The following is a 23,589-nucleotide window of genomic DNA, read 5'->3' on the forward strand; positions in this document are numbered from 1 at the left end:
TCGTTCACAGGCAGGGGGAGACAGCGTCGTTGGATGCGAGCGGGCGACAATTCCGGGCCGTGTCCGATTCGAGCTGCAGGGTGACGTGCTCGATGCCGAACCGGTCATGGAGCAGGCGCTTGAGGTGGCTCAGGCGCGAGTCGTCCAGCGGTTGCTCGCTCACGACGAGATGCGCCGTGAGTGCCGCTTCGGTGGTGCTCATGGCCCAGACGTGGAGGTCATGCACCTCGGCGACGCCGGGTGACTGGGTCAGCTGCAGCCGCACGGAAGGCATGTCGATGTTCGCCGGAACGGCATGCAGGGCCAGGTTGACGGAGTCCCGGAGCAGCCCCCAGGTCCCCACGAGGATGAGGAGCGCGATGCCGAGCGTCACCCCGGAGTCCAACCACATCCAGCCGGTGAAGGAGATGAGGGCGCCGGCCAGGACGACGCCGAGCGACACGCCCGCGTCGGCGGCCATGTGCAGGAAGGCGCCTCGGATGTTGAGGTCGCTCTGGCGCCCCTTCCAGAACAGCAGCGCGGTGGCGGTGTTGATGAGCGTACCCACTCCCGCCACGAGCATGACGGTACCCGTGGCGACGGGAGCGGGTTGCCCCAATCGTTGCACCGCTTCCCAGCCGATGGCGCCCACCGCGACGAGCAGGAGCAGCGCATTGAGGAGCGCGGCCAGGATGGACGCGCCGCGCAGTCCATAGGTGTAACGCTCCGTGGGCTTGCGACGGGCCAGCACACTGGCGCCCCAGGCGAGCACCAGCCCGAGCACATCGCTCAGGTTGTGTCCGGCGTCGGCGAGCAACGCAAGCGAGCCCGAGATGAAACCGAAGGTGGCCTCGACGGCGACGAAGGCCAGGTTGAGGCCGATGCCCAGCGCGAAGGCCCGGCCATGTGTCGAAGGAGTGTGTTGGTGGGAGCCGGACATGGGCGACGACGCCTCCAAGGCTGAGTGCTCGTGGCGGGCCCGCCCTTCGTGATGAGAGGGGCTGTCCGCCTTCACCCAGGAAGACGCCCGCTCCTGGTCGGGATTACACCCGGGTTTTTCGGTGGGGACCTTCCGCCTCGGAAGAGGCGACGCCGCACTCCAGGGACTGTCACTCCGAGCGACCCGACGAGCGACCGAGGGCCGAGCCGGCCCGTGGCTCGGCTTCCTCGTGGACAGGACGCACGAGAGGTTCACTGAGGCGCCATGACGGAGCCGTGGGCCGTGGCTCGAGCTCTGCGTGGACAAAGAGGACGCGCGAGGTTCACTGAGGCGCCATGACGGAGCCTCGGGCCGTCGAGGAGCCTCATGGGAGGGCGCACGGCCCGGGACAGAGTCAGGTGCGGGGGATGTTGTCCTGGAGGTGTTCGAGCGCCGCGTGCCAGCGTGTGAGCTGTTCCGGGGACACATCGAGTCGCGCGAGCCACGCCTGGAAATAGCGCTCCAGCTCGGCGGACCTGGGGTGGCTGCCTCGGTGATGGCGGATGAAGTCCTTGTAGTTCTGGACCTTGTCGGCGCGGAGCATGTCGTTGACCTCGGGCTCGGCGCTGAGCGCGATGTCGTCGGGCCCCTTCAAGTCCGGTCGATGGGACAGCGCGGCATTGGCGGTCTCCCGATAGTCCAGCGCGAGCGCGAGGACGCGCGGCTCATCGCTCACTCCGTCGACGGGAGGCCCGGAGAGGTCCGCCCCGGTGGCGAGAGCGTAGGCCCAGGCGGCGGCTCGTGCGTCATCCTCCTGAACCAGCGGGTGCAGGCAGTACGCGCGTTGGGCGTGGTCGCTCGCGCCCAGGGCTCGGAGGACCCACAGGCCCTCGTCGATGTGGTGCAGGTATGGGATGCCGGAGCGTCGAGCGCGGCGCTGTCCGTAGAACGTCTGAATCGCGCGGTACTCGCGGGCATCCGCGTCCATCTGGCGAGGATGACAGTCGGCGCTCCACGCCGCAATCCGGAGGGCCGTGCGATGAAGATGCTCACGCGGAAGGCCGCGCATGCCAGGATGGCGGCGTGGCGCTCCCGCTGCTCGTGCTCATCGTCGTTCCTCTCACCCTGTCCTCGTTCCAGGCGGAGCCCGTTCCCGAGACGCCGGCTCCCGCCGTCGCGTCTCCTGCTCCATCGCCAGGCGAGGCCCGTGCGACGGAAGAAGGGGAGAAGGCTCCGGCGGGGACCTCCGTGGAGCCCGCGCCAGCGCGTCCCCAGGGCCTCTCCCAGGAGAACTACGAGGAAGCCCTCATCGTCGAGGCGCTGACGCGTCACGGCCGTCAACTGGAGTCGTCACCCGAGGGCATGCCGCTGGCCGAGGTGCTCGTCGACACCGAGGAAGTGGTCGCGGAGAGCGACCCGTATCCGAACTTCCTCAACATCTTCCACATCCGTACCCGCGAGGAGGTCGTCCGACGCGAGGTGTTGCTCCCACCGGGGCAGCCGTATTCCACGCGGCTCGCGGACGAGACGGCGCGCAACCTGCGCGGGCTGCGGTTGTTCTCCGTGGTGCGAGTCGTCCCGGTGAAAGGGAAGGTGCCCGGGACGGTGGCGCTGCTCGTCGTCACCAAGGACATCTGGTCGCTGCGCCTCAACAGTGACTTCTCCGCGGTGGGCTCTCTGCTGCAGTACCTGCGGCTCCAGGGCACGGAGCAGAACTTCCTGGGCCGAGGCAAGAAGCTGGCGCTGGACTTCACCCTTCGCCTGGACACGCTGAGCTTCGGACAGAGCTACACCGACCCGCGCGTGCTGGGCAGTCGCTGGTCCTTGAGTGAGTCCGCCGCCCTCATCATCGGACGCGAGAGCGGCAAGGCCGAGGGCTCGCGGGGAAGTCTCTCCGTCAGCCGTCCGCTCTATTCGTTGTCCACGCCGTGGAGCGTGAGCACGTCCGTCGCGTGGAACGTGGAGACCAATCGCATCTACCGGGGCGCGGAGATATGGCAGCTCCCGTATCCCGACGGCCCGACGGTGCCCTACGTGTACCGCACGGAGGAGGTCGCGGGCGCGGCCTCGTACACGCGCTCGTATGGCCTGCGCTACAAGTGGAACGTGAGTGGCTCGCTGGGCGCGTACCACTACTCCTACGACCCGCCTTCCTCGTCGATGCTGACGGAGGGACAGTCCGACTGGTTCCGCCGCAACTACCTGCCGCGCGCGGAGGACGCGGGCTACGCCTCGGTGTCCCTGCGTGCCTTCGAGGCGCGGTACGAGGTGCTGCGCGACGTGGACTCGTACGTGCTCTCGGAGGACTACCAGATGGGGCACTGGGTCTCCGCGACGGTGCGCTACGCGCCTCCTGTCTTCGGGGACGACAACCACTTCACGGAGGCGGGGCTCGCGGCGCGCTACCGCCTTCGCTGGGGCGAGGCGCTCACCACCGTGTCCGCGTCAGGCGCCATCCGTCGGCAGCTCGGTGAGGGCGCGACGTGGAACAATCGCCACTGGGCCGCGGAGCTGGCGCAGGTGTCGCCCAAGATTCTCGGGGGACGCTTCGTCGCGCGCGGCCTGCTGGATGTGAACATCGATGACCTGTTCGACCGAATCACGCTGCTGGGCGGTGGCAACGGGCTTCGCGGCGCGCCGGCGGATGAGTACTCCGGCAAGCGGATGCTGCTGGTGAACGTGGAGTACCGCACCGCGCCCGTCGTCATCAAAACGGTGCACGTGGGCGGGGTGCTCTTCCTGGACTCGGGCAGCGCGTTCAACGACAGGCCGGACATGGTGACGTCGGTGGGCGTGGGCCTGCGCGTGCTGTTCCCCCAGTTCAACGTCGTGCCGTTCCGCCTCGACTTCGGCTACGTGCTCAACGGAGACCGTCCTCCCATCGGGAGTCGCTTCTCGCTCGCGGGCGGTCAGGTCACGGACCTGCGGCCGAGCTTCCTCGACTCGCCGCTGTAGCGCGTCCAACTGTGCTGCTCCCGCTCACAGCGGCTCGCTCAGCTTGTCGTTGTAGCGCTGGGTCGCCACGAACGGGTGCCGGCTCGCTCACGGCGGCTCGCTCAGCTTGTCGTGGTAGCGCTGAGTCGCCACGAACGGGTGCCGGCTCGCTCACGGCGGCTCGTTCAGCTTGTCGTGGTAGCGCTGAGTCGCCACGAACGGGTGCCGGCTCGCTCACGGCGGCTCGTTCAGCTTGTCGTGGTAGCGCTGAGTCGCCACGAACGGGTGCCGGCTCGCTCGCAGTGGCTCGTTCAGCTCGCCACGTTCGCACGGAGTCATCTCGAACCGGCGCCGCCGTGCCTCACGGCGGCTCGACGCGCAGCAGCTCGCGGAACAGCACCTCCGCCGCATCGCGGAACAACTCACCGGAGGCGAGCAGCCCGCCGCAGTGATGCGGCTCGCGCGCCAGCGTCATGGCCACCGTGCGCTTCAGCACCGCGTCCCAGAAATCCTCGGAGCCCTCGGGCAGGAGGAACTCGCGGATGATGGCGCGAGGCCACGGAATCACCGTCGTCGGGTCCGCGTCGCTCAGCGACGTGAAGCAGTCCAGGTCGATGTCGAGCAACACCTGGTCCGCGCGCTCCAGGACATCTCGCACCGCGTCACCGGGGGCGGGGTGATTCCACGCCTCGGACGCGCGGTCCACGGTGGGCACCACCACCAGTCGGTGCGAGCGACCCTTCGTGTCCACGTAGGTCTCGCCCGCGAAGGAGCCCCGGGGCCGAGTCCTGGCCACCAGCAAGGCATCCCCCACCAGCCCCGCCTCCATCGCCGCGAGGATGTGGTCATAGTTGCGCACATCCAGCGACCACCGGGCGTGCTCGTCCAGCGCGCGCAGTCCCGCCGAGCGGTCGGGCACCTTCCCGGGCTCTCGCGGCACCACCACGTCCAGGTGCCTGTCGAGCGTCACCAGGAGGGCAGGGGAGCCCGACTCCCCGAGCGCGCACGCCCACGAAGGGAGGGCCAGCCGATGGGGGTCGAAGACATAGGCGTCCGAGGGCCCTCGCCCGCCTCCCAGCCCCAGTCGGATGATGCCCGCCAGCCTCAGGTGCCGCGGGGCGTCGTCTTCGGTCTGCATCCCTCGGGAATCCTCACATCTGTTGTGCGTTTGCTCAGCTTGCGCGGCGGCCGAGTGTAGGCTCCCCCGCACCTTTCCGTGAAAGGAGCCCCGCCACCGGCGGGATTTCGACGACCCATGCGCCAGGTACTTACCGCCGCGCTCCTCTTCGTGAGCACGTCCGCACTCGCCCAGGAGATGAAGCCCCTACCCATGTCCCAGACGGAGCGGAAGCAAGACACCTTCCTGCGACAGCTCACGGAGACCCGCAACTTCTCGAGCGGTCGTCCGGTGAGCATCAAAATCACCCCCGACGAGAAGCAGGTCCTCTTCCTTCGCACCCAGCCCACCTCCAACGTGCAGACGCTCTACGCGTTCGACGTGGCGTCCGGGCAGACGAAGGAGGTCCTCACTCCCGAGGCGATTCTCAAGGGCTCCGACGAGACGCTCACCCCCGAGGAGAAGGCCCGCCGCGAGCGCATGCGCGTCAGCGCCCGAGGCTTCACCTCGTACCAGGTTTCGGATGACGGCACGCGCCTGCTCGTCCCCTTGTCCGGCCGCCTCTACGTGGTGGAGCGCGCCAGCGGCAAGGTGACGGAGCTCAAGACGGGCCCCGGCGTGCTGGACCCGCGCTTCTCCCTGGACGGCAAGCAGGTGGCCTATGTCCGGGACAATGACGTCTACCGAATCGACGTCGCCGCGAACAAGGAACAGCGGGTCACCAAGGGCGGCTCCGACGCGAAGTCGCACGGCGTGGCCGAGTTCGTCGCCCAGGAGGAGATGAGCCGCTTCTCCGGTTACTGGTGGAGCCCGGACGCGAAGTCGGTGGCCTACACCGAGTCCGACACCGCCGAGGTGGAGAAGCTCACCATCGTCGACGTGATGCACCCCGAGCGCGGCGGCGAAATCTTCGCGTACCCGCGCCCCGGCAAGCCCAACGCCAAGGTGCGCCTGGGTGTCACCCCCGTCACCGGTGGCAAGACGACCTGGGTCCAGTGGGATTCGGCGAAGTACCCGTACCTGGCCACCGTGACGTGGGCGAAGGGCGCCCCGCTCACCATCCTCGTGCAGAACCGGGTGCAGACCGAGCAGCAGCTGCTCGCGGTGGACCCCGCCACGGGCAAGACGCGCGAGCTGCTGGTGGAGAAGGATTCCGCCTGGCTCAACCTGGAGCAGGACTTCCCGCTGTGGCTCGAGGATGGCAGTGGCTTCCTCTGGTACACCGAGCGCAACGGCGGCCCCGAGGTGGAGCAGCGCAAGGCGGACGGCTCGCTGGAGCGCACCGTGGTGAAGCCGGACGCGGGCTTCCGCGGCATGACGCGCTTCGTCCAGAAGGACCACACCCTGTACTTCAACGGCGGCCCCAACCCCACGCAGAGCGCGCTGTGGCGCGTGAAGGCGGGCGGCGCGCCGGAGCGCGTGACGGGCAACAAGGACGGCGTCGAAGGCGGCTCCGCCTCACGCGACGGCAACGTGCTCGTCGTCAACGGCTCCAGCCTGAAGAGCATGAGCCGCACCCAGGTGCTGCGCGCGGATGGGACGAAGCTGGGCGAGCTGCCCGAAGTCGCGCAGGAGCCGCCCTTCATCCCCAACACCGAGGTGCGGCAGGTGGGCCCCAAGGGCTTCTGGGCCTCCATCACCCGCCCGCGTGACTTCAAGCCGGGCAAGAAGCTGCCCGTCATCGTGGAGGTCTACGGCGGCCCCACCACCACCGTCGTCCACCACAGCATGGCGGCGCACCTGATGCCGCAGTGGATGGCGGACCACGGCTTCATCGTCGTGAAGTTCGACGGGCGCGGCACCCCGCTGCGCGGCGCCGCGTGGGAGCGCGAGGTGAAGTACGACTTCGCCACCATCACGATTGAAGACCAGGCCGCCGCCATCCAGGAGCTGGCCAAGGTGCTGCCGGAAATCGACATCAACCGCGTGGGCATCGAAGGCTGGAGCTTCGGCGGCTACATGGCCGCGCTCGCCGCCCTCAAGCGCCCGGACGTCTTCAAGGCCGCGGTGGCCGGCGCCCCGGTGGTGGACTGGCTCGACTACGACACCCACTACACCGAGCGCTACCTGGGCCTGCCCCAGGAGCACCCGGAGGCGTACGAGAAGAGCTCGCTGCTCACCTACGCGAAGACGGACAAGCCCATTGGCAAGCTGCTGCTCATCCACGGCACCGCGGATGACAACGTGTACTTCTTCCACACGCTCAAGCTCAGCGATGCGCTCTTCCGCGCCGGCAAGCCCCATGAGCTCCTGCCGCTCAGCGGCCTGACGCACATGGTGCCGGACCCGCTGGTGAAGGAGCGCCAGTGGGAGCGCGTCATGGAGCACTTCAAGAAGAACCTGTGATGTGATTCCGGGCTCCGGGCGTTCGCGCCCGGGGCCTGTCGCCGTACCCCGCAAAAGCAAGAGGCCCGGTTCCCTCAACTCCAGGGGCGGGCCTCCGTTCATCGGCCCTCCGCGCGGAAGGGCCAGGACCTACGACGACGTTTCAGCCCGCGCGAACGTTCTGCGCCTGCAGGCCCTTGGGGCCGCGCGTCACCTCGAACTCCACCTTCTGACCCTCGGCGAGGGTGCGGAAGCCATCCATGTTGATGGCGGTGTGGTGGCAGAAAACGTCCTCACCTCCGCCGTCCTGGGTGATGAAGCCGAAGCCCTTCGCGTCGTTGAACCACTTCACGGTACCGGTTGCCATTGCACTTCCTTCAGTCTCGCGGGGCGACGTGTGAGAGCCGCCCGTTCTTCCCGCCCCCCGACGACCGGGAGACAATGTCCAGTTGTAGTGAAACGCCTGCCTGGAAGTCCAGCCAGCGGCCTGGAATGCCCGAGTTGCACTGAGCTCGGGCCTCCCTGGTAAGTCGCGGCGCGGCGCGTCACCTACAACTCAGACGTCGAGGAGAAGGCGCTCCGGGTCCTCGATGCACTCCTTCACGCGCACGAGGAACTGGACGGCCTCGCGGCCATCGATGAGCCGGTGGTCGTAGGTGAGTGCGACATACATGATGGGGCGGATGACAATCTGCCCGTCGCGGACGACGGCGCGGTCCACGATGTTGTGCATGCCCAGGATGCCCGTCTGCGGCGGGTTGATGATGGGCGTGGACAGCATGGAACCGAAGATGCCGCCGTTGGTGATGGTGAAGGTGCCGCCCTGGAGGTCGGCCAGGCCCAGCTTGTCGTTGCGAGCCCGGGTGCCCAGGTCCGCGACGCCCTTCTCCAGCTCCGCCAGGGACAGCTTGTCCGCGTTGCGCAGGACGGGGACGACGAGGCCGCGGCTGCCGCTCACCGCCACGCCAATGTCGTAGTAGTGCTTGAAGATGACGTCTTCGCCGTCAATCTCCGCGTTGACCTGCGGGAAGGCCTTGAGGGCTTCAATCGAGGCGCGGACGAAGAAGCTCATGAAGCCCAGCTTCACGCCGTGCTTCGCCTGGAACTTCTCGTTGTACTTCTTGCGCAGCGCCATCACCTCGCCCATGTCCACCTCATTGAAGGTGGTGAGCAGGGCGGCGTTGGACTGGGCCTGGATGAGGCGCTCCGCCACGCGCTTGCGCAGGGGCGTCATGCGGACGCGCTCCTCGCGGGCGGCGTTGGGGCGGGGGCCCGAGGGCTGGGCGGGGGCGGCGGGCTGGGAAGGCGTGGCCGGGCGGTTGAGCTGACCGAGCACGTCCTCCTTGGTGATGCGGCCGGCGGTGCCGCTGCCCTTGAGCTGGGTGACGTCCAGCTTGTTGTCCTCCGCCATCTTCCGGGCGGTGGGCGTCATCCGCGCGTCCGCGCCAGCGTCGGCGGGAGCGGCGGCGACAGGGGCCGGGGCAGCAGCGGCGGCGGGAGCCGGAGCAGCGGCGGGCTTCGCGGCGGGAGCGCCGGCACCGGCCTCGATGAGGCCGAGCACGTCACCCACGCGCACCTTGTCGCCCTCCTTGAAGGCGACGCTGGCCAGGGAGCCGGCCGAGGGCGAGGGCACGTCGATGGTGACCTTGTCGGTCTCCAGGACGACGAGCGGCTCGTCCGCGGACACCGCGTCACCCTGCTTCTTGTTCCACTTGCCGACGACCGCTTCGGTGATGGACTCGCCCAGCGGGGGCACTTTCAGTTCAACGGCCATTCTTGGTCCCTCGGAAGATGGCTTCCTCGATGATGAGCTGTTGCTCGATTTCGTGAGTCTTGGGGAAGCCGGTTGCGGGGCTGGCGGCCTCCGCGCGGCCGATGTAGCCCAACTTCACCTGCTGCTGCGAGCGCGACGAAGCCAGGTCGTGCAGTCGCGGGAACATGAAGTGCCACGCGCCGGCGTTCCGGGGCTCCTCCTGCACCCAGAAGACCTCCGCGAGCTTCGGCAGCTTGCCGACCAGGTTGGCCAGCTCGTCGAAGGGGAACGGGTAGAGCTGCTCCAGCCGGACGATGGCGATGCTGTCGTCCTTGCGCTCGTCGCGCGCCTTCACCAGGTCGTAATAGACCTTGCCGCTGCAGAGCAGCAGCCGCGTCACGCCTTCCGGGGCGACCTTGTCCAGGATGACCTCCTGGAAGGAGCCCGTGGCCAGCTCGTCCAGCTTGCTGGTGGCCTCCGGCCGGCGCAGCAGGCTCTTGGGCGACATGATGACCAGGGGCTTGCGCACCGGGCGCAGCACCTGACGGCGCAAGAGGTGGAAGATCTGCGCGGGCGTGGTGGGGTAGCAGACCTGGATGTTGTCCTCGGCGGACAAATCCAGGAAGCGCTCCAGGCGCGCGCTGGAGTGCTCGGGGCCCTGGCCCTCGTAGCTGTGCGGCAAGAGCAGGGTGATGCCGCTGAGCCGGCGCCACTTGCTCTCCGCCGCCGCGATGAACTGGTCGATGATGATTTGCGCGCCGTTGGCGAAGTCACCGAACTGGGCTTCCCAGATGGTGAGGCCGTCCGGCACGTCCAGGCTGTAGCCGTACTCGAAGCCCAACACGCCCATCTCCGACAGGGCGCTGTTGACGACCTGGAAGCTGGCGCGGCCGGTGGCGAACTGCTTGAGCGGCGTGTACTCCTCGCCCGTCTGCACGTCGTGCAGCACCGCGTGGCGGTGGCTGAACGTGCCGCGCTCGCAGTCCTGACCCGACAGGCGCACCGGGTGGCCCTCGGAGAGCAGGGTGGCGTAGGCGAGCGTCTCGCCCTCGCTCCACTGCAGCTCCTCGCTGTCCAGCATGCCCAGGCGCTTCTTGATGACGGTGCGCTCCACGTCGCGGTGGACATGGAAGCCCTCGGGCACCGTGCTCAGTTGCTGGAGCGCGCCGCGCAGCTTCGCCTTGTCCACGCGGGTGGCGACCTGGGGCGCGTTCTTCACCGAGCCGCCCTGGTAGGGCTTCCACAGGCCCTCCAGCGCGCTGGGCTCCTTGAACTGGCTCTCCTGGCGCGCGCGGACGAGCGCCGCGTCGAACTCCTGGAGGCAGCGCTGCTTGATGGCCTCCGAGTCCTCCGCGGAGATGCGCGACTGCTCCGCCAGCGCCTTCGCGTAGAGCGTGCGCACCGTCGGGTGCTTGCGGATGAGCTCGTACATCGCCGGCTGGGTGAAGGACGGGTCGTCACCCTCGTTGTGGCCGTAGCGCCGGTAGCAGATGAGGTCGATGACCACGTCGCTGTGGAACGTCTGCCGGTACTCGGCCGCCAGCCGCGCCACATGGACGCACGCCTCCGGGTCATCCCCGTTCACATGGAAGATGGGGATGTCCAGCATCTGCGCGATGGCCGTCGCGTAGATGGAGGAGCGGGAGTCATGCGGGTCGGTGGTGAAGCCGACCTGGTTGTTGATGACGACGTGGATGGTGCCGCCCGTCGCGTAGCCCTTGAGGCCGGACAGGTTGAGCGTCTCCGCGACGACGCCCTGGCCCATGAAGGCCGCGTCGCCGTGGATGAGCAGGGGCATGACGCCCACGCGCTCGGTGTCCCCGCCGCGCTCCTGCTTGGCGCGCACGCGGCCCTCCACCACTGGATTGACGGCCTCCAGATGGCTGGGATTGAAGGCCAGCGACAGGTGCACGTTCTTGCCCTGGCGCGTGGTGTGGTCCGACGAGAAGCCCATGTGGTACTTCACGTCGCCGCGGCCCAGGTACGCCTTGGGGTCCTTGGGGCCGTCGAACTCGCTGAAGATCTGGCTGGGCTGCTTGCCCAGGATGTTCGTCAGCACGTTGAGGCGGCCGCGGTGGGCCATGCCGATGACGATCTCCTTCAGGCCCATGCCCGAGCCGACCTCGGCGATGGCATCCAGCATGGGGATGAGCGCCTCGCCACCGTCCAGGCTGAAGCGCTTGGCGCCCACGTACTTGGTGTGGAGGAAGTTCTCGAAGCCCTCCGCGTAGGAGAGCTTGGTGAGCAGGTGGCGTTGATCCTCCACGGTGAAGTCCGTGCGGTTCTCGCTGTGCTCCATCCGCTGCATCAGCCAGCGGCGGCGCTGGCTGTCGAGGATCTGCATCACCTCCACGCCGATGCTGCCGGTGTAGGTCCTGTGCAGGCGCGTCAGGAGGTCGCCAAGCTTCACGCGCTGCTGCGGGAAGGTGTTGCTGCTCTCCACCTCCTGCTCACGCTCGCGCGCGGAGAAGTGGCTGTCGTCCACCATGCCCACGTCCGCGACGTGCTCCAGCGCGGGGCGCGGGCGGCCGAGCGGATCCAGGTTCGCGCGCAGGTGGCCGCGCAGGCGGAAGGCGAACAGCGCCTGGTCCACCTTCGACTGCAGCTCCAGCGCCTGGGCCTGGGCCGTGCTGGCGGGAGCCACGGGGGCAGCGGCGGCGGGCGCGGGCGTCTGGGCCGCGGCCGGAGCCTTGCCATTGGCCTTGGCCGCGGGTGCGGCCGGCGTGGGGGCCTCCAGCAGCTTCGCGTTGAAGATGGGACGGCCGGCACCATCGTTTCGCTCGAACACCTCGCGCCAGCTTGAATCCACGCTGGCGGGGTCCTCGAGATAGCGGGCGTAGAGCCCCTCGATGAAGTCGATGTTGGCGCCGGAAAGGAACGTGTCCTGGAAGTTCGCCATGGCGGTGTCGTCTTTTACTGGAAGGGCGCCCCGTTGGGGGTTTTTCGCGGCATCTTTGTTGAGCCTCGGGGGGCACCCCAGGGGTATGGCCGCTTCAGGGGAGCAGGAGGATTCATGCCCCTGTTGAGCGCAGCTTCACCCTTGGAATTCCCACGGACCGAAACCCTGCTTCCTCCCCGGGATGGGAAGACCCGGACACCCGGGGACTCCCATCGCCCGTTTCGTCCCGTTTCGGGCGAAAGGAGTGCTAGACAGCCCGCTCCCCACCCCTTCCTCTCCCACGAGGCCGCCGCACATGCTGCTCCAGGGTAAGAAGCTGCTCATCACCGGGGTCCTCACTCCCCAGTCCCTCGCCTTCGGCATCGCCGAGCACGCGCTCGCGCAGGGCGCGGACATCGTCCTGACCGGCTTTGGCCGGGCCAAGTCGCTCACCGAGCGCAGCGCCAAGCGCCTCAAGGCGGGCACCGAGGTGTTGGAGCTGGACGTGACGAACCCCGCCCACTTCACGGCGCTCACGGAGTCGCTCAAGCAGCGCTGGGGCCGGGTGGACGGGGTGCTGCACAGCATCGGCTATGCCCCGGACGACGCGCTGGGCGGCAACTTCCTCAACACGCCCTGGGAGAGTGTCCAGACGGCGTTCCGCATCTCCGCGTTCTCCCTGAAGGAGCTCGCCGTGGCGTGCATGCCGCTGATGCCCCCGGGCGGCTCCATCGTCGCGCTGGACTTCGACAACCAGAACGTGGCGTGGCCCATCTACGACTGGATGGGCGTGTGCAAGGCGGCGCTGGAGTCCACCGCGCGCTACCTGGCGCGCGATTTGGGCCCCAAGGGCATCCGGGTGAACATCCTGGCCGCGGGGCCGCTGGCCACCATGGCGGCGAAGGGCATCCCCGGCTTCAAGGCGCTGGAGCAGGGCTGGGGCAAGCAGGCCCCCCTGGGCTGGAACTCCAAGGACAGCCACGACATGGTCTCCAAGACCGCGTGTGCCTTGTTGTCCGACTGGCTGCCCTCCACCACGGGCGAAATGATCCACGTGGACGGTGGCTACCACGCGATTGGCGCACCGCCGGTGGACCTCAAGACGGACGAGGGGGCACAGCCCGCAGCGTCCAAGCCGGCGAGCGAGTAGGCCGGAGGGGGCGAACCCCGAGGTCATCCGACACCTGCCCGCCCGCTGTCACGGCGGGCGGACCCCCCCGCTATCTACCGTGTGAGGCCTCACGGTAGAGTCTCCAACGTTTCGCAGGGGTATCCCGCCGCGTGGGCGAGCCTTTGCGCAGGAGCCGTGGCACCGTGAGCACCAACAGCACCAAGGTCTTGCTGGTGGACGACAGCCCGACCGTTCGGAACATCGTCAAGATCTACCTCATGAACCTCCGGGTGGAGGCGCTGGAGGCGGACGATGCGACACGCGCACTGAAAATCCTCCAGCTCGTCCCGGTGAATCTGGTCATCGCGGACATCAACATGCCGGGGATGGATGGCATCACCTTCGTCAAGGAGGTGAGGGCCAGCCGCAACGCGCAGCTGCGCACGGTGCCCATCCTGCTGTTGACGGCGGAGAAGAGCGTGGACCTGCGCCAGCGCGGCACGGAGGCGGGCGCCAACGCCTTCATCCAGAAGCCGGTGTCCCACCACGAGCTGACGGAGACCGTCCGTCAGTTCCTGTCCAAGGCCTGATGCCGTGAGCCTGCCGTCCCTGCTGCTCGTCGACGACAGCGACGCCATCCTGGCGCTCGAGCGCGCCATCCTCTCCGGCCACTACACCATCCACACCGCGAGCAACGGCCGCGAGGCGCTGGAGAAGGTCTCCCGCCTGCGGCCCGCCGCGGTGTTGCTGGACCTGTCCATGCCGGAGATGGACGGTGACGAGGTCCTCCAGCGGATGAAGTCCGACTCCGCCACGGTGGACATCCCCGTCATCATCATCTCCTCGGAGAAGTCTCGCGCGGAGGCGTGCATCGGGTTGGGGGCGGAGACGTTCCTGGCCAAGCCCTTCCGCGCCGACGAGCTCCTGCTCGCGGTGGGAGAGGCGCTGGCCAACTCGCGGCGGCGCGCGCGCACCGGCTCGCTGCTGGTGCTGCGGGTGACGGTGGGCACGCTGGAGTTCGCCATTCCCCTGGACTCGGTGCGCGAGGTGCTGCTGCACCCGGCGACGCGGCCGTTGCCCACGGCGCCTTCGTACCTGCGTGAATACGTGGAGGTGCGGGGCGAGGCGCTGTGCGTGCTGGACGTGGCGCGGCGGCTGAGCGTGGAGCACTCGATGCCGCGCGTGGAGCGCATGCTGGTGGTCATCCAGGTGGACGGGGTGGCGCTGGCGCTCGCGGTGGACACGGTGAAGGACCCGGAGGAGTACGCGGCGGCGGACATCGACCGGCGCGAGCGCGTGGGGGGCGCGGACCACGGCCCGCTGCGCGAGGGGCTCATCGGCATGTTGCGCTCGGGCGGCCACCTGCTGCCCATCCTGGACCCGCGGGTGTTCGTCGCGCGCGGCCTGCTGCGGGAGCTGCCTCGGATGGTCGAGGCCGCGGAGGCCAGGCGGAGCGCATGAGCGCAGAGCTCGACCCGCGGCTTTTGACCCGAGCGCGGGAGGTGGTGTCATCCATCACCGGCTTCCGCGACGACGCCATCGCCAACGAGGCGATGGAGCGCGTCGTGCGTGGAGAGCTGGCGCGCGGACGCTCGTCGGCGGACCTGCTGGGGGAGATGCTCTTTCCCCAGTCGACCCTGTCCGGCACGTTGGTGCGCGCGGCCCTGGTGGGGGAGACGTACTTCTTCCGCCAGCCCGAGCACTTCCGCTACCTCTCCCAGGTCGGCGTGCCCGCGGCCCTGCGCCGGGGCTCGCTGGCGCTGCGCGGCTGGAGCGCGGGCTGCGCCACGGGCGAGGAGGCGTACTCGCTGGCCGCCGCGCTGCAAGCCTCCGTGCCCCACGGCTTCCCGGTGGAGGTGCTGGGCACGGACCTGCACGAGGCCAGCCTGGAGACGGCGCGGCGTGCCTCGTACGGCACCTGGTCCCGGCGCGAGTCGGCGCCCCGCCTCTTCCCGCTCTATCTGGACGGCGTGGACCGACAGGTCACCATCCTCCCCGTCGTCCGGCGCATCACCTCCTTCGCGCAGTCCAACCTGCTGGCGCCGCTGCCCGAGCGCTTTGGCCGCTTCGACTTCATCTTCTGCCGCAACGTGCTCACCTACTTCTCCCTGTCCGCGCGGGAAGCGGCCATCGCCCTGCTGGCCCGGGCGCTCAATCCCGGCGGGTTGCTCTTCCTAGGCGCCGTGGAAGCGGACCGGGTGCCCGCGGGCATGGTTCGCGAGGGCACGCCAGAGCTCCAGACGTTCCGTCTGCTGGGGCCGGGCGAGTCCGCCTCGCCCACGCCCGTGCCCCGCTTCGTGGAGCGCGCCGCGCCGCCCGCGCCCCTCATCCGTCGTCCCATGGCCACGCCCGTGCCCGTGCGCGCGCAGGTGACGCCGCCGCCGCCGCCCGCGCGACTCCACCTGGAGGCGCTGGAGCGAATCGAAGGGGGCGACGTGGACGGTGCGTCGGCGGTGCTGGAGTCGCTGGTGCGTCAGGCGCCCGACTATCTGCCGGGCCTGCTGGAGCTGGCGCTCCTGCGCGAGCGCTCCGGGGCTCGCGAGGCGGCGGTGCCTCTGATGCGGGCTTTGCGCATGCGCGCGGAGAGACTTCCTCCGGACCAGCTCGTGGACGGGCCCGAAGCCCTTCCGGCGCGGTTCTATCAGGCGTCCGCTGACGCCTACCTCAACCTGGGGGCGCTCGAATGAAAATCCTTCCTCGGAGCATGGAGGAGGCTCAGGAGCAGGAGGCGGTGGAACTCCTGGAGAGGCGCGCGTCCCGGCTGCGTGAGCAGGCGGAGACGACCGTCGAGGAGGCGGTGCATTGGATCGCCGAGTTCCCCCTGGGCGAGGAGCGCTACGCGCTCTCCCTGGAGATGCTCCGCGCGGCGCTGCCGCTGCGCATGGTGACGCCGGTGCCGCTGTCCGCGCCCCATGTCGTCGGGGTGCTGCGCTTCCAGGGCCAGGTGCTCTCCGCGCTCAGCCTCGCGTCCATGCTGGGAGGCCATGGCTGGCGGCAGGACCCGGCCGTGCTGCTGGTGGTGGACCGAGGCGACGGCGAGCTGTGCGCGCTGGACTGTGAGGCCATTCCCCGGCCCACCACCCTGCCCATGAGCGTGGTGGAGGCCGCGCGCGTGCGCGCCGAGGGGCCGGTGATGGAGGTCTTCACCCAGGACCGCCAGCTCATCCACCTCATCGACCTCAAGCGCCTGTTCACCACGCGCTCGACGGGAGGACGCAATGCCCGTTGACCCGATGCTGCAGGGGCTCGTCACGGGCTTCGCCGTGGAGGCCCAGGAAGTCATCCAGAAGGTCACCATGGACCTGCTGGAGCTGGAGCGAGAGGGCCTGGATGCGGGCGCGCTCGCCAGGCTCTATGTCCGGCTGGGCCGGCACCTGCACACCCTGAAGGGCAGTGCCTCCAGCCTGGGCCTTCAGGACTTGGGCGACATCGCCCACAAGCTGGAGGACGCGCTGGCTCCGCTGAAGGCGAGCACGCGCAAGATGCCCCGGTCCGTGGTGGACGTGCTGCTGCACGGCCTGGACCTCTTCATGCTGCGCGCCCAGGCCCACGCGGATGGGCGGGGTGACGCGCTGCCGGACCCGGCCGCCGCGCTGGCGCAGTTGGTGGCCGAAGGGCCCCCGCCCGAGACGGTGGGAGCGCTGCTGGCGGGCGCGGCCACCTCGTCGGCCCCCGTCGAGCCCTCCGCGACGCCCGAGGAGAACGCGCTGGTGGAGGCCGCGTCGGCGCTCAATCCGCAGGACGCGGTGCCAGAGTCGGCGGACACGGGCTGGCGGGTCAGTGTGCGGCAGGTGACGTCGCTGATGCGCGAGGTGGAGCGCCTGCGCGAGGTGCGCCTGCGGGTGGAGGAGCGCGGCCGCGAGCTGGACCGCGTGGTGACGGTGCTTGCCAAGCAGGGGCTGCTGGCGGAGACGGCCGAGGCGCGCACGCTGCTGTCCGGCACGTCGCGCTCGCTGCGCACCGATGGCGAGGAGACGAGCGACATCGTCGACGCGCTGGAGGACGGCCTGAAGGCCATCACCACGCGCCCGGTGCGCACGATTCTGGACCCGCTCCAGCGCATGGTGCGAGACCTCTCGCGCCAGCTCGGCAAGGAGGCCCGGCTGTCCGTCGTGGGCTCGGAGCTGTCGCTGGACAGGCGCCTGTTGGAGAAGCTCCAGGGCGCGCTGGTGCACCTGCTGCGAAACGCGGTGGACCACGGCCTGGAGATGCCGTCCCAACGCGAGAAGGCGGGCAAGCACCACGAGGGCGCGCTCACGCTGCGCATCGAGCAGCAGGGCAACCTGCTCTTCCTGGAGTGCTCGGATGACGGCGCGGGCATCGACGTGATTCGCGTGCGCAAGGTGGCCGAGTCGCGCGGGGTCGTCACCTCCGACGAGGCGGAGCGGCTCAACGAGAACCAGGTGCGCGACCTCATCTTCCGCCCCGGCTTCAGCACCCGCTCCGACGTGACGGACACCTCCGGCCGCGGCGTGGGCCTGGATGCGGTGCGCGCGTCGGTGGAGGGGCTGCAGGGCCGCATCGAGGTGAACAGCACGCCGGGCCAGGGCACGCGCTTCGTGATGACGCTGCCGGTGGACCTGGGCAGCTCGCCGGTGCTGGTGGTGCGCGCGCTGGAGCAACTGGTGGGCCTGCCGATGCTGGCGGTGGAGGCCACGCAGCTGGCGCGCGCGGACTCGCTGCGCATCGGCAAGCGCAAGGCGCACCTGGAATACCAGGGGCAGTTGTTGCCGGTGGTGGACCTGGGCGCGCGGCTGGGCCTGCGGGCCCTGGCGCCTCCGGTGGAGGGACAGCCGCTGCTCATCGTCCAGAGTGGTGGCAAGCGCGTGGCGCTGGGCGTGGACGCCGTGGTGGGGGACCGGGACCTGGTCATCCGCCCGCTGCCGTCCGAGGTGCGGGACGTGCCCGCATGGCAGGGCGCGGCGACGCTGAGCCGGGGTGAGCTGTTGCTCATCTGCCGGCCGGACTGGCTGGTGACGGAGTCGGGGCAGGCCGCGGTGGCCGCGCAGCGCCGGGCGCTGGTGGTGGACGACTCGCTCACCGCGCGCGCGCGCTGCACCGGGCGATGCTGGAGGCGGGTGGCTTCAGTGTGCACCTGGCGGCCAGTGGCGCACGCGCCCTGGACCGGCTGGCGACGGACACGTACGACGTCGTCATCTGCGACCTGGACATGGAGGAGATGGACGGAACGCAGCTCATCGCCCGCCTGCGCGAGAAGAAGGAGACGTCGTCCTTGCCCGTCATCCTCGTCTCCGCGCATGACAGTGCCTCCGCGCGGGAGCGGGGCATGGCGGCGGGCGCGGATGGCTATCTCAGCAAGCGCGAGTGTGCCGCGGGTCGGCTCCTCGCCGAGGTGCTCGACGTGATGAGTCGCAGGGGAGGGCGCGCATGAACACCCGTCGCCCGATTCGCGTGCTGGTGGTGGACGACTCGCCCACCATGGCCAATACGCTCACGGCCCTGCTCACCGAGGACTCGCGCATCGAGGTCGTCGGTCGGGCTGGGGATGGCAACCGGGCCGTGCAGCTCGCGCGCCTGCTCCGTCCAGACGTCATCACCATGGACCTGCTGTTGCCGGGCCTGGACGGGCCGGCGGCCATCGCGGCCATCATGTCCCAGTCCCCCGCGCGGGTGCTGGTGGTGAGCGCCGTGGCGGAGCAGCGGGGCGTGGACCTGGGCTTCCAGGCGATGAGCGCCGGCGCGCTGGAGCTCATCGGCAAGCCCAACGTCACCAACGTGGAGGAGCTGCGCCGGTGGGGGCGCGACCTGGCCCACTCTGTGTGCCTCATGGCGGAGGTGCCCGTCATCTCCCGCCGCCAGCGCACCAACTCCGTCACGCCGCCGCCCATCGGCGCGAGGGTGGACGTCTTCGGCGTGGTGGCCTCCACGGGAGGCCCGCCCGCGCTCGCGGAGCTGTTGTCCAAGCTGCCCCGCGACCTGCCGGTGCCGCTGCTCATCGCCCAGCACATCACCGTGGGCTTCACCCAGGGCATGGTGCGCTGGCTGTCCCAGGTGACACCGCTGACGGTGGACGTGGCCCGGGACGGCGAGCGGCTGGAGCCGGGCCGGGTGTACTTCCCCCAGGACGGACAGGACTTGCTGGTGGACTCCGCGGGCCTCGCGCGCATGCAGCGCAGCCGGGGAGGGCCCTGCCCCAACGGAGATGTGCTGCTGTCGTCGCTGGCCTCGGCGTTCGGCCGGCGCAGCGGTGGCGTGGTGCTCACCGGCATGGGCGAGGACGGCGCGCGGGGCCTGTTGGCCATCCGCAACGCCGGGGGTGTCACCTTCTCCCAGGACGAGGCCACGTCCGTCGTCTATGGCATGCCGCGCGCGGCGCTGGAGCTGCGCGCCACGGACCAGGGCGTGCCGCTGGCCTCCGTGCCGGACCTCATCCTCCAGAGCTGCATCCCTCCCAACTTCCGCTCCGGTGGACGCGGAGAGGGCGGAGTGGGCCGATGACCTCGCCCGTGCATGTTAGCCCCGAGTCGTTCGCATTCGCCCCGCGCTCGCGCGGGCGTCGTCCCGAAGTTTTCCGGGTGGTGATGCCGTGAGCACCGAACAGACCTCGTTCACCACGCAGCTTGGCCAGCAGTTCCGTCAGTCGCTCGGACTGGCGCCGAAGCTCGTCCTCGTCACCACGCTCGTCAGCGCCACGGTGGCCGCCATCCTCACCGGCATCGCCACGCGGCGGCTGGAGAGCGACCTCATCGACAGCCACATGGGCGAGGGGCAGCTCTTGTCCCGCAGCCTGGCGGTGGCCGCCGAGCAGGGTGTGACGGCGGGTATCGCCGCGCTCCAGCCCATGCTGGACGTGTCGCGCACCAGCGAGGACATCACGTACGTCTTCCTGACGGACGCCACCGGCAACGTCCTGGCGCACAGCCTCCCTGGCGCCTTTCCGCAATCGCTGAAGGAGGCGACGGCGGCGCAGGGCGAGGTGAGCGCGGAGACGGGCTGGGGCGCCGTGCTGGAGGTCGAATCCGAGGGGAAGACGCTCCACGCGATGAACGTGTCGGCGCCAGTGGCCGGTGGCCGGCTGGGCGCGGTGCACGTGGGCATCTCCCGGGACCACATCGACGACCTGGTGTCCGCGCTGCGCTGGCGGATGATGGGCTTCGCGCTCCTCCTGGTCGCTCTGGGCGTGGCGGTGGCGGCGGCCTTCGGGCGCAGCATCGTCCGGCCCATGCGCGAGCTGACGGAGGTCGCCGGCCACATCGTCGAGTCCGGAGACCTCACCCGTCCCATCCAGGTGAAGAGCGGCGACGAGGTGGGCCGGCTGGCCAACTCCTTCGCGCAGATGGTGGCCCGGCTGCGCGAGGTGACGCTCAACCTTCAGCAGGCCGCGCAGGCGCTCACGCAGTCCACCGAGCACCTCAACACCTCCTCCACGGACCAGGCGCAGACCATCTCCCGTCAGGCCGCCGCGCTCCAGGAGACGCAAGTCACGGCGCAGGAAATCAAGCAGACCTCCATGCTGGCCGCGCAGAAGGCGGAGAGCGTGCTGTCGGTGGCGGAGCGCGCGGATGCGCTGGCCCGCTCGGGCGAGGCCGCGATTGAGCAGACGATGGCGGGCCTCAACGACATCCGCGTCCAGGTGGGCGAGATTGCCCAGAAGATTCTCGAGCTGGGCGAGCGCACGCAGCAGATTGGCGGCATCACCCAGACGGTGAAGGACCTGGCGGACCAGTCCAACATGCTCGCGCTCAACGCGGCGATTGAGTCGGTGCGCTCGGGTGAACACGGCAAGGGCTTCGGCGTGGTGGCGCGAGAAATCCGCGCGCTGGCGGACCAGTCCATCCAGGCGACCACGCGGGTGCGCGAGCTCCTGGACGACATCGCCAACTCGGTGACGGCCGCGGTGCGAATCACCGAGCGCGGCGCCGAGCGCATGGAGGCGGGCCTGGCCCAGGTGCGCACCAGTGGGCAGAACCTGCGCGAGCTGTCGTCCATCGTCCAGGACAACGCCGCCGCCGTCCGTCAGATTGCCGCCGCCGTGAGCCAGCAGAACGTGGGCATCAATCAAATCACCCTGGCCGTGAATGACCTCTCCAAGATGATGGATGAGACGGTGGCCCGCATCGGCTCCACGGGTGAGGCGGCCACCACGCTGCAAATCATCTCCGAGCAGCTCTCCAGCGCCGTGAAAATCTACCGCGTCGAGTAGCGCCGCCCAGCGGCACCCTGGATGCGAAGAGGCCCCGACTCCCTCACCTGGGAATCGGGGCCTCGTCATTTCCGGACGTCCGCGCGCGGGCTGCTACGCCAGCGCGGGCTCGGGCTGCACCGCAATGGCCTGGAGCTTGAGCCCCTCGCCACCCGGGTCCACGTCGTAGCGGGCGGTGCCGCCGTTCTTCAGGTCACCGAAGAGCAGCGCCTCCGCGAGGAGCTTCTTCAGCGCGTTGTCCACGAGGCGCGCCATGGGCCGGGCACCGAAGGCCGGGTCATAGCCATGCTCGGCCAGCCACGCGCGGGCGGCCGGCGTCAGCTCCAGCTTCACCTTCTTCTCGTCCAGCATCTTCTGGAGAAGGCGGACTTCCTTGTCGACCACCTTGAGGATGATTTCAGGCGGCAGACCGGAGAAGAGAATCCACCCGTCCAGCCGGTTGCGGAACTCCGGCGTGAAGGTGCGCTCAATCGCCTTCTTCGCGCGCATCGCATCGGCCGGCTTCGTCAAATCGCCGAAGCCGATGGACTTGGTGCTCATCTCCTGGGCACCCGCGTTGGTGGTGAGGATGAGGACGATGTTGCGGAAGTCGGCCTTGCGGCCGTTGTTGTCCGTCAGCGTCGCGTGGTCCATCACCTGGAGCAGGATGTTGAAGAGGTCCGGGTGGGCCTTCTCGATTTCATCCAGCACCACCACGGCGTACGGATGCTTGCGCACCGCGTCCGTGAGCAGGCCACCCTGGTCGAACCCGACGTAGCCCGGAGGGGCGCCGATGAGCCGGCTCACCGTGTGCTTCTCCGAGTACTCGCTCATGTCGTAGCGCAGGAACTCCACGCCCAACGTCTGCGCGAGCTGCTTGGCCAGTTCCGTCTTGCCCACGCCCGTGGGGCCCGAGAAGAGGAACGAGCCGATGGGCTTCTCCGGCGCACGCAGACCCGAGCGCGCCAGTTTGATGGCGCCGACCAGGTCCTTGATGGCGCTGTCCTGCCCGAAGATGACCGCCTGCAGCTCCTTCTCCAGATTCTGGAGCTGGACGCCTTCGCTCGCGGACACGCTCTTGGCGGGAATCTTCGCCATCTTCGCGACGACGGCCTCCACGTCCGCGCCGGTGACGGTGTTGGTGCGCACGCCCTCCGGCTTGAGCTTCTCCGCCGCGCCCGTCTCGTCGATGACGTCGATGGCCTTGTCCGGCAGGAACCGGTCATTGATGTGCTTGGCCGCCAGCTCCGCCGCCGCGCGAATCGCCTCCGGCGTGTACTTCACGCCGTGGTGCTCCTCGTAGCGGCTCTTCAGCCCCTCCAGGATGAGGACGGTGTCCTCGACGGAGGGCTCGGCGACCTCAATCTTCTGGAAGCGCCGCGACAGCGCGCGGTCCTTCTCGAAGGACGACTTGAACTCCTGGTACGTCGTCGAGCCGATGCAGCGCAGCTTCCCGCTCGCCAGCGCCGGCTTGAGGATGTTGGACGCATCCATGGAGCCGCCACTGGTGGCGCCCGCGCCGACAATCGTGTGGATTTCGTCGATGAAGAGGATGGCGTCCTTCTGCTCCTGGAGCGCCTTGAGCACGCCCTTGAGCCGCTCCTCGAACTGGCCGCGGAACTTGGTGCCCGCGAGCAGCGAGCCCATGTCCAGCGAGTAGACGACGGCGTTCTTCAGCGGCTCCGGGACGCGGCCCTCGTGGATGTAGAGCGCAAGCCCCTCCGCGATGGCCGTCTTGCCCACGCCCGCCTCGCCCACGTAGAGCGGGTTGTTCTTCCGGCGGCGGCTGAGCACCTGGATGGTGCGCTCCAGCTCCTTGTCGCGGCCGATGAGCGGGTCGATTCGCCCCTCCTTGGCCTCGATGTTGAGCTGGGTGGTGTACACCTCCAGCGGGTTCTTGCGCGGAGCCTCTCCCTCGTCATCGTCACCCGCGGGCGCGTTGCCACCCGGGGCGGCCTCGGACGCGTCGTCGTCGCCGGCCTCCTCGTCCTTGGAGATGCCGTGGGAGATGTAGTTGAGCAAATCCAGCCGGGTGACTCCCTCCTGCTGGAGCAGGTAGAGGGCCTGGCTCTCCTCCTCACGGAAGAGGGCCACCAGCACGTCGCCCCCGTCGATGAGCTTCTGCTCGGCGGACAGGGCGTGCATGGCGGCGCGGTGGAGCACGCGCTCCACGCCAATCGTCTGCTGCGGCTCGGCCTCCACCCCGTCCGGCAGGCGTTCGACCGTCTCCTCCAGGAAGGAGACGAGCCGCTCCTGGAGGCGCTTCACGTTGGCCCCACACGCCTTCAGGACCTCGCGCGTGCGCGAGTCCTTGGTGAGCGCGAGGAGCAGGTGTTCCAGCGTCAGGTACTCGTGGCTCATCTTCCGCGCCTCTTCCAGGGCGGTGCGGAAGCTGGCCTGCAACTCTTTGGCAATCAGCGGTCCTGCCAC

General features: G+C 69.3%; 16 protein-coding genes and 1 pseudogene. 10 read left to right on the plus strand and 7 right to left on the minus strand.

From position 1 onward, the window contains the following. Positions 1 to 4: 4 nt before the first annotated feature. Positions 5 to 919, minus strand: coding sequence for a cation diffusion facilitator family transporter (locus HUA75_RS00805; RefSeq protein WP_141648870.1), 915 nt, complete (start codon positions 917 to 919; stop codon positions 5 to 7). A gap of 394 nt (positions 920 to 1,313) precedes the next feature. Further along, a complete protein-coding gene (locus HUA75_RS00810) occupies positions 1,314 to 1,886 on the minus strand; it encodes a hypothetical protein (RefSeq protein WP_174485287.1) in 573 nt (190 codons plus the stop codon). A 95-nt stretch (positions 1,887 to 1,981) separates the two neighbouring features. Here HUA75_RS00810 and HUA75_RS00815 point away from each other — a divergent pair, with 95 nt between their 5' ends. Then, positions 1,982 to 3,853 carry a BamA/TamA family outer membrane protein gene (locus HUA75_RS00815; RefSeq protein WP_174485288.1) on the plus strand — a complete coding sequence of 624 codons (1,872 nt, stop codon included), beginning with the start codon at positions 1,982 to 1,984 and terminating at the stop codon, positions 3,851 to 3,853. Between the two features lie 340 nt (positions 3,854 to 4,193). On the opposite strand, the gene HUA75_RS00820 is transcribed toward HUA75_RS00815, so the two are convergent. Then, positions 4,194 to 4,970 carry a UPF0489 family protein gene (locus HUA75_RS00820; protein ID WP_141648867.1) on the minus strand — a complete coding sequence of 259 codons (777 nt, stop codon included), beginning with the start codon at positions 4,968 to 4,970 and terminating at the stop codon, positions 4,194 to 4,196. 117 nt (positions 4,971 to 5,087) lie between these two features. Between HUA75_RS00820 and HUA75_RS00825 the strand changes: the two genes are divergently transcribed. Then, on the plus strand, positions 5,088 to 7,295 hold the full coding sequence (locus tag HUA75_RS00825) for a S9 family peptidase (protein WP_174485289.1): 2,208 nt from the start codon (positions 5,088 to 5,090) through the stop codon (positions 7,293 to 7,295). A gap of 142 nt (positions 7,296 to 7,437) precedes the next feature. Here HUA75_RS00825 and HUA75_RS00830 read toward each other — a convergent pair whose 3' ends face one another. The 3 genes from HUA75_RS00830 to HUA75_RS00840 all read right to left on the minus strand — a co-directional run bounded on the left by HUA75_RS00830 (position 7,438) and on the right by HUA75_RS00840 (position 11,926). Beyond that, a complete protein-coding gene (locus HUA75_RS00830) occupies positions 7,438 to 7,641 on the minus strand; it encodes a cold-shock protein (protein WP_015352191.1) in 204 nt (67 codons plus the stop codon). A gap of 189 nt (positions 7,642 to 7,830) precedes the next feature. Then, the gene (gene odhB, locus HUA75_RS00835; protein WP_174485290.1) at positions 7,831 to 9,048 is read right to left on the minus strand and encodes a 2-oxoglutarate dehydrogenase complex dihydrolipoyllysine-residue succinyltransferase; all 1,218 of its coding nucleotides are present in this window, start codon (positions 9,046 to 9,048) and stop codon (positions 7,831 to 7,833) included. Further along, complete coding sequence (locus HUA75_RS00840) at positions 9,038 to 11,926, minus strand: 2-oxoglutarate dehydrogenase E1 component (protein WP_141645698.1); 2,889 nt, start codon at positions 11,924 to 11,926, stop codon at positions 9,038 to 9,040. The genes odhB and HUA75_RS00840 overlap by 11 nt, the downstream gene beginning before the upstream one ends. A 295-nt stretch (positions 11,927 to 12,221) precedes the next feature. On the opposite strand from HUA75_RS00840, the gene fabI reads away from it, so the two are divergent. The 8 genes and pseudogenes from fabI (at position 12,222) to HUA75_RS00880 (ending at position 21,180) form a co-directional block, all read left to right on the plus strand. Continuing rightward, complete coding sequence (gene fabI / locus HUA75_RS00845) at positions 12,222 to 13,055, plus strand: enoyl-ACP reductase FabI (protein ID WP_174485291.1); 834 nt, start codon at positions 12,222 to 12,224, stop codon at positions 13,053 to 13,055. Positions 13,056 to 13,219: 164 nt separating this feature from the next. Next, complete coding sequence (locus tag HUA75_RS00850; protein WP_141645696.1) at positions 13,220 to 13,606, plus strand: response regulator; 387 nt, start codon at positions 13,220 to 13,222, stop codon at positions 13,604 to 13,606. 4 nt (positions 13,607 to 13,610) lie between these two features. After that, entirely contained in the window at positions 13,611 to 14,477 is an 867-nt protein-coding gene (locus HUA75_RS00855) for a response regulator (RefSeq protein ID WP_141645695.1), read from the plus strand. After that, entirely contained in the window at positions 14,474 to 15,703 is a 1,230-nt protein-coding gene (locus tag HUA75_RS00860) for a protein-glutamate O-methyltransferase CheR (protein ID WP_141645694.1), read from the plus strand. Before HUA75_RS00855 ends, HUA75_RS00860 begins: the two co-directional genes overlap by 4 nt. Further along, complete coding sequence (locus tag HUA75_RS00865; RefSeq protein WP_141645693.1) at positions 15,700 to 16,245, plus strand: chemotaxis protein CheW; 546 nt, start codon at positions 15,700 to 15,702, stop codon at positions 16,243 to 16,245. The genes HUA75_RS00860 and HUA75_RS00865 overlap by 4 nt, the downstream gene beginning before the upstream one ends. Continuing rightward, positions 16,235 to 18,408, plus strand: a pseudogene (locus HUA75_RS00870) (response regulator). The gene HUA75_RS00865 and the pseudogene HUA75_RS00870 overlap by 11 nt, the downstream one beginning before the upstream one ends. Next, positions 18,405 to 19,475 (plus strand): chemotaxis protein CheB, encoded by a 1,071-nt coding sequence (locus HUA75_RS00875; RefSeq protein ID WP_141645691.1) that lies wholly within the window; start codon positions 18,405 to 18,407, stop codon positions 19,473 to 19,475. The pseudogene HUA75_RS00870 and the gene HUA75_RS00875 overlap by 4 nt, the downstream one beginning before the upstream one ends. Positions 19,476 to 19,563: 88 nt before the next feature. Next, a complete protein-coding gene (locus HUA75_RS00880) occupies positions 19,564 to 21,180 on the plus strand; it encodes a methyl-accepting chemotaxis protein (RefSeq protein WP_141645690.1) in 1,617 nt (538 codons plus the stop codon). A 93-nt stretch (positions 21,181 to 21,273) separates the two neighbouring features. On the opposite strand, the gene clpA is transcribed toward HUA75_RS00880, so the two are convergent. Further along, positions 21,274 to 23,589: an ATP-dependent Clp protease ATP-binding subunit ClpA gene (clpA, locus tag HUA75_RS00885; RefSeq protein WP_174485292.1), complete on the minus strand. Its 2,316-nt coding sequence runs from the start codon at positions 23,587 to 23,589 to the stop codon at positions 21,274 to 21,276.

The sequence above is a fragment of the Myxococcus sp. CA040A genome, from assembly GCF_013336725.1.
In the GTDB taxonomy this organism is placed as follows: domain Bacteria; phylum Myxococcota; class Myxococcia; order Myxococcales; family Myxococcaceae; genus Myxococcus; species Myxococcus llanfairpwllgwyngyllgogerychwyrndrobwllllantysiliogogogochensis.

What these genes read in the sequence shown, in the direction of transcription:
- HUA75_RS00805 (WP_141648870.1), bottom strand. Translation starts at nt 919, where the DNA reads ATGTCCGGCTCCCACCAACACACTCCTTCGACACATGGCCGGGCCTTC.
- HUA75_RS00810 (WP_174485287.1), bottom strand. Translation starts at nt 1,886, where the DNA reads ATGGACGCGGATGCCCGCGAGTACCGCGCGATTCAGACGTTCTACGGA.
- HUA75_RS00820 (WP_141648867.1), bottom strand. Translation starts at nt 4,970, where the DNA reads ATGCAGACCGAAGACGACGCCCCGCGGCACCTGAGGCTGGCGGGCATC.
- HUA75_RS00825 (WP_174485289.1), top strand. Translation starts at nt 5,088, where the DNA reads ATGCGCCAGGTACTTACCGCCGCGCTCCTCTTCGTGAGCACGTCCGCA.
- HUA75_RS00830 (WP_015352191.1), bottom strand. Translation starts at nt 7,641, where the DNA reads ATGGCAACCGGTACCGTGAAGTGGTTCAACGACGCGAAGGGCTTCGGC.
- odhB (WP_174485290.1), bottom strand. Translation starts at nt 9,048, where the DNA reads ATGGCCGTTGAACTGAAAGTGCCCCCGCTGGGCGAGTCCATCACCGAA.
- HUA75_RS00840 (WP_141645698.1), bottom strand. Translation starts at nt 11,926, where the DNA reads ATGGCGAACTTCCAGGACACGTTCCTTTCCGGCGCCAACATCGACTTC.
- fabI (WP_174485291.1), top strand. Translation starts at nt 12,222, where the DNA reads ATGCTGCTCCAGGGTAAGAAGCTGCTCATCACCGGGGTCCTCACTCCC.
- HUA75_RS00860 (WP_141645694.1), top strand. Translation starts at nt 14,474, where the DNA reads ATGAGCGCAGAGCTCGACCCGCGGCTTTTGACCCGAGCGCGGGAGGTG.
- HUA75_RS00865 (WP_141645693.1), top strand. Translation starts at nt 15,700, where the DNA reads ATGAAAATCCTTCCTCGGAGCATGGAGGAGGCTCAGGAGCAGGAGGCG.
- HUA75_RS00875 (WP_141645691.1), top strand. Translation starts at nt 18,405, where the DNA reads ATGAACACCCGTCGCCCGATTCGCGTGCTGGTGGTGGACGACTCGCCC.